20 protein-coding genes and 1 riboswitch are annotated in these 15,553 nt (G+C 48.1%); of the genes, 14 read left to right on the top strand and 6 right to left on the bottom strand.

Translation table 11 applies throughout. The features are described 5' to 3' along the window. Positions 1-53: 53 nt before the first annotated feature. Positions 54-950 carry a CvfB family protein gene (locus ACKTRM_RS05600; protein ID WP_170936341.1) on the bottom strand — a complete coding sequence of 299 codons (897 nt, stop codon included), beginning with the start codon at positions 948-950 and terminating at the stop codon, positions 54-56. A gap of 99 nt (positions 951-1,049) precedes the next feature. Here ACKTRM_RS05600 and ACKTRM_RS05595 point away from each other — a divergent pair, with 99 nt between their 5' ends. From ACKTRM_RS05595 to ACKTRM_RS05575, 5 genes are all read left to right on the top strand, one after another. Further along, positions 1,050-1,541 (top strand): YajQ family cyclic di-GMP-binding protein, encoded by a 492-nt coding sequence (locus tag ACKTRM_RS05595; RefSeq protein WP_012117263.1) that lies wholly within the window; start codon positions 1,050-1,052, stop codon positions 1,539-1,541. A 100-nt stretch (positions 1,542-1,641) separates the two neighbouring features. Further along, positions 1,642-1,763, top strand: a riboswitch (SAM riboswitch). 89 nt (positions 1,764-1,852) lie between these two features. Further along, on the top strand, positions 1,853-3,694 hold the full coding sequence (locus ACKTRM_RS05590; RefSeq protein WP_012117262.1) for a bifunctional homocysteine S-methyltransferase/methylenetetrahydrofolate reductase: 1,842 nt from the start codon (positions 1,853-1,855) through the stop codon (positions 3,692-3,694). Positions 3,695-3,776: 82 nt separating this feature from the next. Continuing rightward, positions 3,777-4,217 carry a GNAT family N-acetyltransferase gene (locus ACKTRM_RS05585; protein ID WP_012117261.1) on the top strand — a complete coding sequence of 147 codons (441 nt, stop codon included), beginning with the start codon at positions 3,777-3,779 and terminating at the stop codon, positions 4,215-4,217. 196 nt (positions 4,218-4,413) lie between these two features. Further along, positions 4,414-5,040: a pentapeptide repeat-containing protein gene (locus ACKTRM_RS05580; RefSeq protein WP_012117260.1), complete on the top strand. Its 627-nt coding sequence runs from the start codon at positions 4,414-4,416 to the stop codon at positions 5,038-5,040. Between the two features lie 153 nt (positions 5,041-5,193). Beyond that, a complete protein-coding gene (locus ACKTRM_RS05575) occupies positions 5,194-5,688 on the top strand; it encodes a DinB family protein (RefSeq protein WP_012117259.1) in 495 nt (164 codons plus the stop codon). A gap of 142 nt (positions 5,689-5,830) precedes the next feature. Here the strand turns inward: ACKTRM_RS05575 and ACKTRM_RS05570 are convergent, their stop codons facing one another. Continuing rightward, the gene (locus ACKTRM_RS05570) at positions 5,831-6,694 is read right to left on the bottom strand and encodes an AraC family transcriptional regulator (protein WP_012117258.1); all 864 of its coding nucleotides are present in this window, start codon (positions 6,692-6,694) and stop codon (positions 5,831-5,833) included. A gap of 122 nt (positions 6,695-6,816) precedes the next feature. On the opposite strand from ACKTRM_RS05570, the gene ACKTRM_RS05565 reads away from it, so the two are divergent. Continuing rightward, positions 6,817-8,184 (top strand): MATE family efflux transporter, encoded by a 1,368-nt coding sequence (locus ACKTRM_RS05565; protein ID WP_003155121.1) that lies wholly within the window; start codon positions 6,817-6,819, stop codon positions 8,182-8,184. A 35-nt stretch (positions 8,185-8,219) separates the two neighbouring features. Here the strand turns inward: ACKTRM_RS05565 and ACKTRM_RS05560 are convergent, their stop codons facing one another. Beyond that, positions 8,220-8,960: a squalene/phytoene synthase family protein gene (locus ACKTRM_RS05560; RefSeq protein ID WP_012117257.1), complete on the bottom strand. Its 741-nt coding sequence runs from the start codon at positions 8,958-8,960 to the stop codon at positions 8,220-8,222. Between the two features lie 85 nt (positions 8,961-9,045). Continuing rightward, positions 9,046-10,887, bottom strand: a complete 1,842-nt coding sequence (asnB, locus tag ACKTRM_RS05555; RefSeq protein ID WP_012117256.1) for an asparagine synthase (glutamine-hydrolyzing) — start codon at positions 10,885-10,887, stop codon at positions 9,046-9,048. Positions 10,888-11,014: 127 nt separating this feature from the next. On the opposite strand from asnB, the gene ACKTRM_RS05550 reads away from it, so the two are divergent. Both ACKTRM_RS05550 and ACKTRM_RS05545 read left to right on the top strand, forming a co-directional pair. Further along, entirely contained in the window at positions 11,015-11,605 is a 591-nt protein-coding gene (locus ACKTRM_RS05550) for a DUF2777 family protein (protein WP_012117255.1), read from the top strand. Positions 11,606-11,640: 35 nt separating this feature from the next. After that, on the top strand, positions 11,641-11,874 hold the full coding sequence (locus ACKTRM_RS05545; RefSeq protein ID WP_012117254.1) for a hypothetical protein: 234 nt from the start codon (positions 11,641-11,643) through the stop codon (positions 11,872-11,874). Here the strand turns inward: ACKTRM_RS05545 and ACKTRM_RS05540 are convergent. After that, a complete protein-coding gene (locus ACKTRM_RS05540; protein ID WP_007409161.1) occupies positions 11,871-12,227 on the bottom strand; it encodes a YisL family protein in 357 nt (118 codons plus the stop codon). The genes ACKTRM_RS05545 and ACKTRM_RS05540 overlap by 4 nt on opposite strands. A gap of 93 nt (positions 12,228-12,320) precedes the next feature. After that, on the bottom strand, positions 12,321-13,226 hold the full coding sequence (locus ACKTRM_RS05535) for a fumarylacetoacetate hydrolase family protein (RefSeq protein WP_012117253.1): 906 nt from the start codon (positions 13,224-13,226) through the stop codon (positions 12,321-12,323). A gap of 217 nt (positions 13,227-13,443) precedes the next feature. Here ACKTRM_RS05535 and ACKTRM_RS05530 point away from each other — a divergent pair, with 217 nt between their 5' ends. The 6 genes from ACKTRM_RS05530 to ACKTRM_RS05505 all read left to right on the top strand — a co-directional run bounded on the left by ACKTRM_RS05530 (position 13,444) and on the right by ACKTRM_RS05505 (position 15,540). Continuing rightward, positions 13,444-13,659 (top strand): aspartyl-phosphate phosphatase Spo0E family protein, encoded by a 216-nt coding sequence (locus ACKTRM_RS05530; RefSeq protein ID WP_007409163.1) that lies wholly within the window; start codon positions 13,444-13,446, stop codon positions 13,657-13,659. A 189-nt stretch (positions 13,660-13,848) separates the two neighbouring features. Then, on the top strand, positions 13,849-14,070 hold the full coding sequence (locus ACKTRM_RS05525; RefSeq protein ID WP_003155135.1) for a spore germination protein: 222 nt from the start codon (positions 13,849-13,851) through the stop codon (positions 14,068-14,070). 12 nt (positions 14,071-14,082) lie between these two features. Next, positions 14,083-14,319 carry a spore germination protein GerPB gene (locus tag ACKTRM_RS05520; RefSeq protein ID WP_007409164.1) on the top strand — a complete coding sequence of 79 codons (237 nt, stop codon included), beginning with the start codon at positions 14,083-14,085 and terminating at the stop codon, positions 14,317-14,319. A 35-nt stretch (positions 14,320-14,354) separates the two neighbouring features. Beyond that, positions 14,355-14,972: a spore germination protein GerPC gene (locus ACKTRM_RS05515; protein ID WP_003155139.1), complete on the top strand. Its 618-nt coding sequence runs from the start codon at positions 14,355-14,357 to the stop codon at positions 14,970-14,972. Further along, entirely contained in the window at positions 14,969-15,145 is a 177-nt protein-coding gene (locus tag ACKTRM_RS05510) for a hypothetical protein (RefSeq protein ID WP_003155141.1), read from the top strand. The genes ACKTRM_RS05515 and ACKTRM_RS05510 overlap by 4 nt, the downstream gene beginning before the upstream one ends. Continuing rightward, entirely contained in the window at positions 15,145-15,540 is a 396-nt protein-coding gene (locus tag ACKTRM_RS05505; RefSeq protein ID WP_007610514.1) for a spore germination protein GerPE, read from the top strand. Before ACKTRM_RS05510 ends, ACKTRM_RS05505 begins: the two co-directional genes overlap by 1 nt. The last annotated feature ends 13 nt before the right edge of the window (positions 15,541-15,553 follow it).

Raw genomic sequence — 15,553 nt, 5'->3', positions numbered from 1 at the left:
TTTGAGAAAATAAAAAACATCGGTTTTGGTTCACCGATGTTTTTGCAGAAAATTTATTGTTTTTCGTATGTCCAGCCGTCTTCCTGATAGACCTTGCCGTTTTTCATCAGATGCCCGAGCGCCCGCTTAAAGGCGGCTTTGCTTAAATGAAACCGTTCGCGGATATCGTCAGGATGGCTTTTGTCTCCGTAAGGCATCGCGCCGTTTCTTGATCTCAGATAGGTCAGAATTTCTTCCGCGTCAACCGAAAGCGCATCCTGCTTTCTCGGCAGCAGGGACATGTTGACGGAGCCGTCTTCCTTCACCTCGATGACACGCCCTGTCACGCGGCTGCCGAGTCTCGGCTCTTCTTTTCTTTCTGAAGGGTGAATAAACGCGCGAATGCCTTCATCGGTAATCAGAAAAGAGCCTGATGCAATCAGTCTGTACACCGTACCCGTCAGGTCTTTATTCATGACGTCTTCCTCTGCATCCGTAAATAATTCACTGATGATATCCTCGGGCGCCGGCTTGGCAAACATGCGCCCGCGGCTTGTCACCTTCAGCATGCAATACAGTCTGTCTCCTTTTTGAGGCCAGACGGATTTGTACGGAGGCAGGTGCTCCGTTGCGACGAGCGCGTCTTTTGACAGACCGACGTCGACGAATACGCCCATATCTTCCACAGCGTCCGTCACTTCCACCCATCCGTAGTCATAAAAGCTGATGAGCGGCTTTTTCATCGTCGCTGCGAGTCTTTCCTGATGATCGACGTAAATAAATACGTCCACTTCATCTCTGTCTTCGATATCCTCTGTGATTTCACTGTTATGTAAAAGAACCGTATCCTCGCCGTCGGTTAAAAAATAACCGAAATCGGTTTGGTGATCTATACTAAGCGTGAGCTGCTGCCCTGGTCTCATGTTATCGTCCTTCCTGATTCGCCCGTATGAGGCTGATGTTTTTCTCATTTTTTCCAATATGCATAAATTCATGCTTTATGCTGTTGGACATTTCTCTTTATTCTACTATAATCAACTCATAAGTGAAATGTTATAGGAGGTTTTCTCATGGCAAAAGAAAGTTCTTTTGATATTGTATCCAAAGTTGAATTTCCCGAAGTGCAGAATGCGATTCAGATGACGCTGAAAGAAATCGGCACGCGCTATGACTTTAAAGGATCGAAAAGCGATGTAACTTTAGAAAAGGAAGAACTTGTCCTGATTTCTGATGACGAGTTTAAACTGAATCAGCTCAAAGATGTGCTGAGCGGCAAGCTGATCAAACGGGACGTTCCGACGAAAAACATTGAATACGGCAAAATCGAAAATGCATCGGGAGGCACGGTGCGCCAGCGCGCGAAGCTTGTACAGGGCATTGATAAAGACAACGCCAAAAAAATCAACGCGGTGATTAAAAACTCCGGCTTGAAGGTCAAGTCGCAGATTCAGGACGACCAAGTGCGCGTCACCGGAAAAAATAAAGATGATCTGCAGCAGATTATTGCAGCCGTCCGCGGAGCAGACCTGCCGATTGACGTTCAATTTATTAATTTTAGATAAATTATGTGATTCCTATTGATTATTGTCTCTATTTTCGGTAAATTTGGAGAAAGGGATTTTCACAGTTAAGTTTTGGAAACCCATGACAATTACATGAACGTTCTTATCAAGAGAAGCCGAGGGACTGGCCCGACGACGCTTCAGCAACCGGTGTAGTGGTTTACCCAAACCATGACCAAGGTGCTAAATCCAGCAAGCTAAAAACAGCTTGGAAGATAAGAAGAGAGACAAATGATTACAAAGTCTTCTTCTTAAGAAGACTTTTTTTATTTCTCTTTTTTCCTTGCTGAATGTGACGAAGGAGGCAAACAATGGGACTATTACAAGACTTAAAAGAACGGATTTTAATCGGAGACGGTGCGATGGGCACTCTCCTCTATTCCTACGGCATTGACAGATGTTTTGAGGAACTGAACGTATCAAAGCCCGAAGAAATCAAGCGGATACATAAGGCTTACGTGGAAGCCGGGGCAGACATCATCCAGACAAATACGTACGGCGCGAATTTTATTAAGCTCTCAAGATACGGACTTGAGGACGAAACGAAAAAAATCAATCAGGAGGCGGTCAGAATCGCGCGCGCTTCCTCAGACGGCGCTTATGTATTGGGAACGATGGGCGGCATCCGCACCTTTAACAAAAACGCCTACAGCCTGGAGGAGATTAAACGCAGCTTTCGGGAGCAGCTTTATTTATTGCTGCACGAAGAGCCGGACGGTCTGCTTCTGGAAACATACTATGATTTAGAAGAGGCGCGCGAAGTGCTGAAGATCGCGAGAAAAGAAACGGAACTTCCGATTATGCTGAACGTATCCATGCACGAACAGGGCGTGCTGCAGGACGGAACGCCGCTTTGGGAAGCCCTCAGGTCCATTGCCGATCTCGGCGCTGACATAGCGGGAATCAATTGCCGGCTCGGCCCGTACCACATGATTGAAGCGCTCACCGAAGTGCCGATTTTCCGTGACGCTTATTTATCGGTCTATCCGAACAGCAGCCTTCCGTCTTTAGAAGAAGGCCGGCTTGTTTATGATACGGACGATGCCTATTTCCGGGAGAGCGCCGTACAGTTCCGCACTCAGGGCGCGCGCATTATCGGCGGCTGCTGCGGTACGACGCCAAACCATATCAGAGCCATGGCTGAAGCGGTTCGCGGCCTTTCCCCCGTCACTGAGAAAGAAGTGAAAATCAGACGGGAAGAAGAAGTCATCTCAGTCAGCAACGAACGGACCGAGCCGGGTTTAAACGAAATCGCCGCTCAAAAACGGTCAATTATCGTAGAGCTTGATCCGCCAAAAAAATTGAATTTTGACAAATTTCTGCAAGCGGCGGCTGAATTAAAAGAAACCGGCATAGAAGCGCTGACGCTCGCCGACAATTCATTGGCGACACCGCGGATCAGCAATGCCGCCTGCGGTTCATTGCTGAAAGAGCGCCTTGATATCCGTTCTCTCGTTCACATTACATGCAGAGACCGCAACATCATCGGCCTTCAGTCACATTTAATGGGGCTGGATACGCTCGGGCTCACCGACATTTTAGCCATCACGGGCGATCCTTCAAAAATCGGCGACTTTCCGGGGGCTACCTCCGTCTATGATTTAACGTCCTTTGACTTGATCAGGCTGATTAAACAATTCAACGAGGGCATTTCTTTATCAGGGAAACCGCTCGGCAAGAAAACGAACTTTTCCGTAGCCGGAGCATTTAATCCGAATGTCCGCCACCTTGATAAAGCAGTAAAACGGCTGGAGAAAAAAATCGAGTGCGGAGCTGACTACTTCGTGTCCCAGCCTGTCTACTCGGAGCAGCAGCTCATTGACATTCATCATGAAACGAAACATCTCAAAACACCTGTGTATATCGGAATCATGCCGTTAACGAGCAGCCGCAACGCAGAGTTCATTCATCATGAAATCCCGGGCATTAAGCTGTCAGACAGCATCCGAGAAAAAATGGCGCTCGCCGGCGAAGACAAGCGAAAGCAGAAAGCCGAAGGCCTCGCCATCGCCAAGTCGCTTCTCGACACGGCGTGCGAACTGTTTAACGGAATTTATTTAATCACCCCGTTTCTCCGTTCTGATTTGACGTCAGAGCTTGCAGCTTATATTAAGCAAAAGGATGAAAAGCGGGCTGATGTATATTTGCATTGACGCGGAAGAGGCCGCCTGATATGACAGGCGGCTTTTTCATGGTACGATACAGAAAAAGAATCAAGCAAAGGAGGATTTTTTCATGGTTGAAGTAAAACCCATCACCGCAGAAGACACGTACGCGATCAGACACAGCGTGCTGCGCCCCCATCAGACGATTGAGGATTGTAAATATGATCAGGACAGCGTCAAAGGAGCCTTTCATCTCGGAGGTTTTTACGACGGGACATTGATCAGCATCGCTTCTTTCTACCCGCAGAACCAGCAGGCGTTACAGGCAGCGCCCGCCTACCAGCTGCGCGGCATGGCGACGCTTGAGGAATACCGGACGCAAAAAGCGGGAAGCACGTTAATCGCCTATGCAGAACGGAAACTGGCAGATATGGGGGCGGCGCTTGTCTGGTGCAACGCCAGATGTCACGTAAAGGGATATTACGAAAAGCTCGGCTGGAAAAGCTCGGGCAGCCCCTTTGACATACCCGGCATCGGCCCGCATGTGATCATGTATAAAGAACTCGCCTGAAAAAGACAAATGCCCTTGGGACATGTCTCTAAGGGCATTACCTTGAATGTCACGTCTGCTTTTATATGCGGTACTATTGACTCCCTTCCGCTTTTTTAATACCCTTTGTACATTACGCAACAGCAAGGATGGCAGGCAGAAAACGATATCTGTCAATTGCCGTTTTCAGCTATTAATTCAGAAAAGGAAGTATGAGATGAATACGATCCAAAAACCGAAAATCCCGAAAGAATTGCCGGTGCTTTCTTTCACAGAAGCGCTTCAGGACGACCTCATAAAAGAAGTCGTCATAGAAAACGCCGTCGTAAGCGGCAAACTGGACGGCCTGCGCGCCGAAAAAGTCATTTTCAGAAACACCGTTTTTACGGATGTCTCTTTCAGACATATGGAATGTACGGATGTCCTGTTTGACAAATGTGATGTCTCAAACGCTGATTTCAGCGGAAGCATCATCCATAGAACGGCGTTTCAGCATTCAAAACTTCTCGGCTTGAACCTGGCGGATTCCGCCATGCGTCATGTACGGTTTGAAGACTGCCTCGCAAATTACAGCTCCTTCAGCTATTCCAATATGAAGCATGTCCGGTTTGACACGTGCGCTCTTACAGAAAGTGAGTGGAATGATGCCGTTCTTGAATACACAGATCTTGACGTCTGTGATTTGAACGGCGCAAACTTCATCGGCACGTCTCTTTTTAATATGGATATCAGCACGTGCACATTTGATCACCTGCACGTCTCACTTGAGAAGCTGAAAGGATGCCGCATCTCTCCGGCGCATGCCGTGACATTCGCAGAAGCGCTCGGAGCCATTGTGACGTGATCTTTTATTAAACGAAACGGCGGTCGGCATCCTGAATAAATGCTCGGCATTGGTGATGTGGGGTGCTGCTTTTTATTTTGCGGCGCTTTTGTTTCGATAAAAGGAATTCGGCCAGGCCATGTTGAATGTACCGGAAGAAGAGGGGGAATTGGAATGTCAGACATTTTAAAGCTGTATCACTACCACAGATGGGCAAATGAGCAAGTTATTCAGCATCTGAAGACGCTGCCCGCGGTCAGCTTACAGCAGAAACTGAAAAGTGTTTTTCCGACTGTGAACGCCGTGCTTGTGCATATATACCGGGCTGATTACATTTGGCTTCACGTGCTTTACGGAGAAACTTTCGAACAAATCGCCTCGCAGTTTGATCAATTTGAAAAGCTTGACGGAGATTTTGAGGCGATTGAACATAGAATGACTGAACTGGACAAAGAATTCAGCGAATTTTTAAAAGAAATGGAGAACCCGGAAGGTCCGATCTCTATTTCTCATCCGCGCCTGGGGACGCTTCAGACGACATATGCCGATGTGATCCGGCATGTTGTGAATCACGGCACATACCATCGCGGCAATATCACCGCGATGCTTCACCAAATGGGCTATAAAGGCGTGCCGACTGACTACATTTTTTTCTCATACGAATCATAAAAAAGCAAAGGCCTCCCGGGCCTTTGCTTTTTCACTTCGAATCTATCATAATCCGATATAGCCGGAGACGCCCGCTTTTTCGGCCACATCGTAAATTGTCATTTTCATGCTTACCGATCCCTCTTTTGTTCTCGGTTTTAGGTCAGTCCGTCTTCCGGCTTACGAATTTGCGGTATTCAAGCGGCGAAATGCCTTCAATCTGTTTAAACAGTTTGGAAAAATAGGTTGGGTCCTCCATACCGATGGCGTCCGCGATCGCCCCCATTTTGTCATTGGTTGCGGACAAAAGACGTTTCGCCTCCGTCATTCTGACTTTGTTCGTATACTGGCCGGGCGTGACGCCGAGCACCTGCTGCATACAGCGGGTCACGTAGTCTTGGTTGTAATGAAGAGCCGAAGAGAGCGCTTTGATAGTTGTTTTCTCCTGGTAGTGCTCCTGCAGGTACCGGGCGGCCTCCCATGCGACTCTTTCCTTTGCGGACGGGATTTGGAACGCTTCTTTCTGAAGATGGAGCAGCAGCTCTTCAAACAGAATCTGCTTTCTGAGCGGCAGATCGGAGTTCTCGGCGCTGTCATCTGTCAGGACACTGAATTGCCCGGCCATAAACTGCGGGCGTCTCACCTTCCCTTTTTGCGGCAGGGACAGCCGGTAGCGGGACGGCTCTTCAAAGCTCCCTTTTTTTCGCCTCAGCCCCGACCAATTGTTCCCGGTTGTTTCCGCCATCTCATAATCCGCTCCCTCAAAATGAAGCCACGAATAGGATGTCGTTTCTTCACTGCCTTTTGTCCCGTAATGTTCAAGGCCGGGAGAAAGCAGAATATATTCTCCGGCTTCAACGGAAAAGGCGTTTTCGTCTTCTGTAATGTAGAGGACGCCTTCTTTCACATACAGCAGATCAAACACCGGGAAGACCCGTCTCACATGGGTTTCGCCTTTTTTGAACACTCCTTCTCCCGCAGCGATAAAGACCGGGAACGGAGGAACTGTGAACTCGAGAAAGGACATATTTTCGGCCCTCCTTTTTAAGTCGGATTTTTGCAAGAAGTTTCGTTTCTCTCCCTTTTTATTATAAGAAAATGGAGGTACACTTTTAAACGTTGATTTTTTCAGGAAAGGGGTTAAAAGAAATGAAACAAGCGATTTTAAAACGGGCTGCGTTCAAACAATCCTCTGATCACAAACTCTCATTATACGCGCTGACTTGGCCGATATTTATTGAGGTTTCATTATATATGTTTATGGGAAACGCCGACACTCTTATGCTTAGCCAATACTCTGACAACAGTGTGGCGGCCGTGGGTGTCAGCAATCAGATTTTAAATTTAATTATCGTGATGTTCAGCTTTATCGCAACGGGTACGACAATTGTGATTTCACAGTTTTTAGGCTCTAAACAGAAAAAAGAGGCGCAGGAAGTGGCTTATGTATCAATAGGAGCGAACTTTGTCATCAGTCTCGCCATCAGCGCCGCCATATTTTTTGCGGCCGTTCCGCTGCTTCATGTGATGGGTCTTTCCAATGAATTGATGCCGGATGCCAAAGTCTTTTTGCAGGTGGTCGGCGGGCTGTCCTTCATTCAGGCTTTGATTATGACGTTCAGCGCCATTTTAAAAAGCTATGGTCATACGAAGGATACGATGTTCGTTACGATCGGGATGAATATTTTAAATATTGCCGGAAACTTTCTTGTCATTTTCGGGCCGCTCGGCCTTCCGGTGTTAGGCGTCGCCGGTGTTGCGATGTCAACGTCCTTCGCGCGGATCATCGGGCTGATTGCGATGATTGTGATCGTCAAAAAACGCATCGGACTCGGTCTGACATGGCAAAAGATTTTTCACGTCCATAAAGAGCACTTGCGGAAACTCCTGAAAATCGGGATTCCGTCTGCCGGCGAACAGCTGTCTTACAACATTTCGCAAATGGTTGTCACTTATTTTATCGCCATTATGGGCGCTCAGGCGCTTACAACAAAGGTTTATACACAAAACATCACCATGTTTATCCTGCTGTTCGGAACGGCAATCAGCCAGGGCACACAGATTTTGATCGGCAGATATATCGGCGCCAAACGGTTTGACGACGCTTATGACCGCTGCATGAAAAGTCTGTACTGGGCGCTTGGCATTGCCGCTTTGACATCCGTGATCATGACTTTGTTTTCAAAGCAGCTGATCGGAATTTTCACAAGCAGCCCTGACATTATTGCGACGGCGAGCATGCTGATCGCCATGACGATCATTCTTGAGCCCGGCCGTTCATTCAATGTCATTATCATCAACTCGCTGCGGGCTGCCGGAGATGCAAAATTTCCCGTCTACATGGCGATGATTTCCATGTGGGGTATCGGACTGCCTCTCGCTTATCTGTTCGGCATCCATTTCGGATTAGGGCTTATGGGCATCTGGATTTCATTTATCGCGGATGAATGGGTCAGAGGCATCCTTATGTACAGAAGATGGCGGTCGCGGATTTGGATTCAAAAAGGGATTGCATAAACGCCCGAAGCTTCGTTATGAAGCCGGGCGTTTTTTTATGCTTGTGAAAGCTGTTGTCTCATGTCACCGAGCTCTGACCGGTAATGTGCCGCTAAACCGGTAACGGCGGGCCTTGAGTATAACGGAAACAGCTCCAGCTCTTCAGACGCCTCCTCGAAATACGCCTCGGCCTCGAATGCGATGTACTCCCATACATTCATAAAAGCTTTGTTGACGGTATGGCTCTCCAGCTCTTCTTCCGTATAGCCGAATTGCTTCATCACCTGGCGCGGGAGACGCTTTTTCGCCCGCTCGTCCGTATGGACCTCCAGAAGCACCCGGGTCAGCTGAATGGCAGCTCCTAATGAAACGGCTGCATGGCGGAGTTTCCCTTGGTTCCGGCGCGCGCAAACCGGCAGCAGCAGCAGGCCGAGGGCTCCGCCTGTTTGGCCCGCATACATCAGCAGGTCATCAAACTCTTGATACGTTACTTTTTCTCTGTCAGAGATTTGGCCGGCGATAAACTCACGTAACGGCTCTTCTTCAAGCGCAAATTGCTGCCGCACATCGGTGAGCGCCTCCCACAAAAAGCCGTCGGCCCGTGACCCGTTCAGAAAGTCTTGTGCCGCCTGTTCAAATCCTCCAAGTTCCTGCACATCAAGCCGGTCAGCTTCGTGAAACAAAGCAAGCACCGCCCATGCGGCCCGCCTGTTTTTTGGCGGCAGGGATGAGAAAGTCCGTTTATATAAAGGAAAGTGCGCCTCGGCAAGCTGGGCGCATGTTTCGTATTCGGTCATGGTATCACTCCTCTGTTTTTTAGTGTACCATATGTTTCACAATAAAAAGACCGATATCCTTCAGCGGAAACCGGTCGCGGCACTGTTATTCTTCTATATCGATACGGTACGCCTCAAACCATGTATGGATCTGGGCAAGATGGGCGATCAGCTGCGGGCCTTTCATCAGCTGGCCGAACCACGGGACCTGAAAAGATGAACCTTCTGTCTCCAGCAGCATTTCCAGCTTCTTTCTGTCAAGCAGGGTGTGAAGCACGGAATCTTTCTGTTGTAAAATCGTTTTCAGCCATTCTGTGACCCCCTGCGTGTATTTCGGGTGATGCGTTTTCGGATAAGGGCTTTTTTTGCGGTACAAAATATCTTCAGGAAGCAGTCCTTCAAGCGCTTTTCGCAAGATGCCTTTTTCCCGGCTGCCATGCATTTTCATTTCCCAAGGAATATTCCAAACGTATTCCACAAGTCTGTGGTCGGCGAACGGCACCCGTACTTCAAGACTTGCGCCCATGCTCATTCGGTCTTTGCGGTCGAGCAGATTTGTCATAAACCAAAGCATATTTAAGTAAAACAGCTGCCGTCTCGCTTTATCTGTTCCCGTCTCACCGTCTAACAGCGGCGTTTCCGCAATGGTTTCTTCATATCTCGCATTCACGTATTCTCTAAGATTCAGCCGTTTTTGCCACTTTTCATCCAAGAGCGTGATCCTCTCCTCAGTCGACCTCATCCAAGGAAATCCGTCTTCTTCTGCCGCGGTGTGAAACCACGGATATCCGCCGAAAATTTCGTCCGCACATTCTCCGGAAAGGCTCACGACAAAATCTTTTTTAATTTCCCGGCAGAACCATAATAGCGAGGAATCAACATCAGCCATGCCCGGCAGGTCTCTGACGAGAACGGATTCCTCCAGATGTTCAACCAGCTGATCCTGCGTAATCACGCACTTATGATGCTGTGTGCCGAATGCATTTGTCATTTTATCGATCCACGGGCCGTCATCATTCGGCTGAAAGGCGCTCGCTTTAAAAAATTTGCTGTTCTCCTCATAATCAATTGAATAAGTATGAAGGGGATCTCTGCCTTGTTTCTCAAAATGAGCGGCGGCTATCGCGGTTATCGCGCTCGAATCAAGCCCCCCTGATAAAAACGTGCAAACCGGCACGTCAGATACGAGCTGGCGTGTCACTGCATCCTGAAATAAGTACCGAATGTGAGCCGCGGTTTCATCCAAGCTGTCTGTATGCTTTTCGCTCTTTACATTCCAATAACGCCATATGGACAAACCGTCCTTTGAGAAAGTGAACGCATGGGCGGGACGCACCTCGTGGATTCCTTTAAACACTCCGCAGCCCGGAGTTCTGGACGGCCCGAGTCCGAATACTTCCGCAAGTCCGCCGCTGTCTGTGCGGGCTTTCACATCAGGATGAGCAAGGATGGCTTTCAATTCCGACCCAAACAGAAAGGAAGAGCCGTGTTCTTTATAAAAAAACGGTTTGACGCCGAGCCGGTCTCTTGCCCCGAACAGCCGCTTGCGCTTTTCATCCCAGATGGCAAAAGCGAAAATACCGTTCAAGCGGTCCACGCACTCCTCCCGCCACTCAATATAGCTGTGCAGCAGCACTTCAGTATCAGAGGTCCTCTCAAAACGGTGGCCCCTCGCCTGAAGCTCCTTCCGCAATTCCTCCGTGTTATACAGCTCGCCATTATAAATGATGGTGTACGTTTCCTCTTGATGCGTGCAGGCCATCGGCTGGCGGCCGCCTTCAATGTCAACGACCGAAAGTCTTTTATGTCCGAATAAAACATGGGGCTCTCCCCAGACGTTTGAATCATCAGGCCCTCGTTTTGAAAGAGTGTCTATCATATTGTTCATAATATGTTTCTCTTGGACGAGCTGCTTTTGAAAATCGACCCAACCCGCAATTCCACACATGTGATATCAGCTCCAATCCCGTTTCTGTCGGTATCAAATTCGTTTCTATCAGCACTTTACCCAGTTTATGCAAAGAAACGCAGATAGTTGATTTGTCCCACTAAGAGTTGTATGAGACAAGCCCGATTTGGAAAGAACGGAAGAGAAGAAACAAACAAAGGAGACCGGCACGGTTATGAAACGAAAACAGCTTTTCTCAGAAAAAAACAAATGGGGTCGCGGCACCCTGATGATAGAGGACGGCATCTGCCTCGTCGAAAACGATGAAGGCGATATCCTGCTGGCAGACAGTCTAGGAAACGCAGACGTATTGATGAAACGCGGCGGCAGATGGCAGCCGGCACGGATTTGCGGCGGTGCGGCCGAAATCGGCACAGACACCATCCCCCTGCTCGGCGGGGAAGAAATCCGTTATGAAAAGGCGGTAAAACGGCCGCTGTTAACCTTGCTCGATTCGCTGGACGATGAAACGTTTCTGCTGTTTCTCAGCCATCTTCACGGGTTCGGCCTGTCTGTATATGATTGCGTATTTTCCTACAATCAGGCGCTGTTTTCCAGTGAAGGCGTTTCGTTTTATCACTTCTCGGCGGATGAAGCACAATGCGCCCTGCAGCATCACCGCGGCAGCTCGGGCAAACACGACAGATTTGAATGGACGGCATCTGACGGGCGGCGCTCCATTATGTATTCAGCGGCAAGACAAGACGGCACCGCGTAACAAACAGGCGGCACCTTTTAAATAGGTGCCGCCTGATGTATTTAGCTTTGTTTTTCACGCTGATTGACGCCCGGCGTTTGCTTTTACCCTTCACAGCCGTAGCTTTTGCGGTAACAAGAGTGATTGACGCTTTTGGCATCCTGCAAATCTCCTTCGCCTCATCAACATCCCCCTGTCACGGCATTTCTCATTCAGCGGCACAGTTGCTTATACATTTTGCGCAACTAAAAAAACCCGGATGCATCCGGGTTTTTCAAGCAATTGATTAAAATACGTGAAAGCCGATCGGCAAATGAAGGCCGAGCAGCACCGTCAGGACGAGCACGATAATAAAACCGATCCACAGTCCGCCGGTTGATTTGCCTTTTTTCTTGCGGATGACGAGCATTTCCATCAGTCCGATGGTAATGATGCCGAGCAGCATTTTTCCGGCGTATTCTCCGTTCCAATTCGCAAAACGGACAAAAAGCTCAGCTCCGGTCAGAATAATAATAATGTAGAATAAGCGCAGAATCATATGCGTAATTTTTGCGCCCTTCGCTTTTCCGGAACCGTACAGCCCGTAGCTGACAAACACCAGGATAAGCGCAACGACCCATGAAGTAATATGCCAATGTGTCATTATGTTCAATTCCCCCTATCAGATCAATCTGCCTCACTTATGGTACCACAACAAGCCGCTCGGAGCATTATCAATCGTGCGAAAGACACACAATTATCCGATTTGGTTCGACAGCGTGCCGATCGGTTCAATTGTAATGTCAATGCGGTCTCCCGGCTTTAAAAATTTCGGCGGCTTAAACCCTTTTCCGACACCGGACGGCGTCCCCGTCGCTATAATGTCACCGGCTTCAAGCGTCATTCCTTTTGACAGCGTTTCGATTAATTGAGCTATCGGAAAAATCATGTCACCCGTTGATCCTGATTGGCGCAGTTCTCCGTTCACCCGCGTTTCAACTTTCAGGCTTTGCGGATCACTGACAGCCGACTTATGTACAATGACCGGGCCCATCGGGCATGTCGTATCGAGGCTTTTGCCGATAAAAAACTGTTTATGTTTTTTCTGCAGATCGCGCGCTGTTATATCATTTACAATTGTATAGCCGAATATATGATCAAGCGCATGTTCTTTGGAGATGTGCGATCCGCTTTTTGATATGATTACCGCAAGCTCCCCTTCATAATCAAGCTGCTCCGTTACGTCCAAGTGGCTGTCCACTGTTTCTCCGTGTCCTGTAACGGCAGCGGGGGCTTTCGTAAAAACCATGGGATGCTCCGGTATATCCGCCTCACTCCCCATTTCAACAGCATGATCACGATAATTTTTCCCGATGCAGATCACGTTCTTTGGAGGTCTCGGAATAGGCGCGCAAAGCTTTACGTCAGACAGCGCATACATAAATGAACCCGACTCATCATTCGGTTTTTTCGCCCATTCCGCAAGCTGTCCGGCATGCGCGACAAACTTATCTCCTTTTTGAATGCACTCGATCAGCGAACCCGGAATCGTCTCAAGTTCAAACAATTTTTTTTCAGCCTTTTGCAGATCTAAGATTTTGTCATCATCAATGATCAGACCGACAAATGTTCGGCTGTTCAGTTCCCCTGTCGCAAATTTCATGTTAATCCCCCATCATTTTTAAATCTGGCATTCCTTTATGTATTCTTCCTCCGGGCGGGAAATTCCTCTTTTAAACAGGCTGAAAATAAGTGTAAAAGAGTATCAAAAATTGTCACTTTTTTAGTCATATTGACGAAATAAAACCTTCTTGGCCAAAATGGGTTATACTATTGTCATCCTATGTTTTCCAAAATAATCGAGAATTGGAGATCACACGATGAACAAAATTGAAGAAAAAAGATTAACTTTATTCGAGACAGCGCAAAAATTCGGAATCAATGCAACGGAGACCATCAGGTGCAGCCAGGAGCTGGACAGCCTTTTAAACGGGTGCCGGGGCGGGCTCATCCAACAAACGAAAGACAGCGGGCTGAACCCGGCCGCACAGATTGAGCACGGCCGCACCGCAGGAAAAAAAGAGGCTTTCTCATAAACGTGATATGTATATAAATCTGTATCATTTATGTATAAGACCCGGCATGCGTAAAGCGCCGGTGTTTTTACGTCTAAAGTTTTTTCCGCTCACAAAAATGTGCATTTGTCATAAGCTATTTTAGGCAGGCAGCCCAGATAAGCTCCTGGAGTGTAGTCATGAAAATCTTCACGAAAAGGATGTGCTCGTATGCCCGCAATTGTCGGAGCGTTTAAAATTAATGCCGTCGGTACGAGCGGAGTCGTTCATATAGGCGACTGCATCACCATTTCTCCAAAAGCAGAGGTTAAGACATTTGCCGGAGCGGGCAGCTTCAATACCGGAGACAATCTCACACTGACGAATTACAGGAATTCAACGAATGTGTACGATAATGATGTAATCGATCAGCCGATGGCAGGAAACGCATAAAGGAGGCGCCGTATGAATTTTTACGTCAATCAGTCGATCCATATCAATTACATGCGTGTAGAATCTGTCAGCAATTCCTCCATACTGCAAATCGGAAGCGCCGGTTCAATTAAATCTCTTTCCAATCTGTACAACACAGGGAGTTATGTTGAGCCGGCGCCGCCTGTCACCGCGGGGCAGCAGACTGTAACAACAGGGGGAGGTCCCGGCACCTCATCATTTGTACCGCTCCAGCCGCCAAGCCGGTAGTTTTAATGAAGGAAACGAGACGCGAGGTGAATGTCATGTATGATCAATCCGTTTCATCCTACCTGCAGAATTTAAATTCTTTCGTCCAGCAGCAGGCGCAGCAGATTCAGGAGCTCGAACGGCAGCTGAAAGAATTCCAAAATGAAATTTCAACGCTGAAGCAGCAGCCTTCTACAAGAATCGATCGGCTCGAGTATAAATTTGATCAGCTGAAAATTGAACGGCTGGAAGGAACGCTGAATATCGGATTGAATCCGACTGATCCGAATGCCGTGCAAAACTTCGAAGTCGGCCAGACATCTCCGCAGGTCGGAATGATGCAGCAGGAACAGGCGGGCCAGCAAATGCAGCAAATCCGCCAAAACGTCGATATGTACCTGAATGAAGAAATCCCCGCGCTTTTAGAGCAGCTCGAAACTCAGTATGAGAGCAGGCTGGACGAAACGAACAAATATCATATTATTGAAGATATCAGAAAGCAGATGGACAGCCGGATTCAGTATTATCTGTCCCATGTCCCGAAAGAAGAAAACACGGCGCCCGCGCAATATGCCGAGCAGATTGCCGAACATGTGAAGCGTGATATTGTCAGAGCCGTCGAGCACTTTATTAAGCACATACCTGGTGAAATGAAAGGTGATGATCCGTCATGATTTTTACAGTGATTAACCGGAATATTGAAGTCGGCGACATCCGGTCTACCGGTGTGTCCAGTTCTTCCTTATTATTAATCGGCGACACCGATTCCGTCTATCTGTCTTCCATCTTTGACACGCCTCCGGAATCTCTTATTATCGGGCCTTATGTGCCGCTGGCGCCGGAATAATGTTAAAGCGCATTTCACGCCTCCGGAACGCCAAAATCAATTCAGTCGGGATTGCGAGTGTCTTTCAAGCAGGCGATACGAATGAAATCAATATGCGGATCAAAGTATTGGCCGATCAGCGTACTATTGCCTTATACAGAGATGATGAAGGCTCATTTAACAAAAAAGAATACCAGATCTTTCGGCAGCCGGCCGTCATGCCGTTACCAGAAACGGGAGTCCAAAGCGCATTCTGCCATGAAAACCCTTCAATTCGGGTAAGGAATGTGAAAGTTCAAGGGGTATCGTCAGCGTCCGTGGTTCAAATCGGATCGACGTCGATCGTTCTGGGAGATTCGCGGCTGAAACATATTAGGCAGATTGTCACACCAAGCTCACAATCACAGCAGCCCTGACATATAATGACGG

The sequence above is a fragment of the Bacillus sp. D7-8 genome (assembly GCF_052055895.1).
Lineage (GTDB): Bacteria > Bacillota > Bacilli > Bacillales > Bacillaceae > Bacillus > Bacillus velezensis.
Note: the sequence above shows the minus strand (reverse complement) of the source record. Positions and strands in the feature narration are given on the sequence as shown.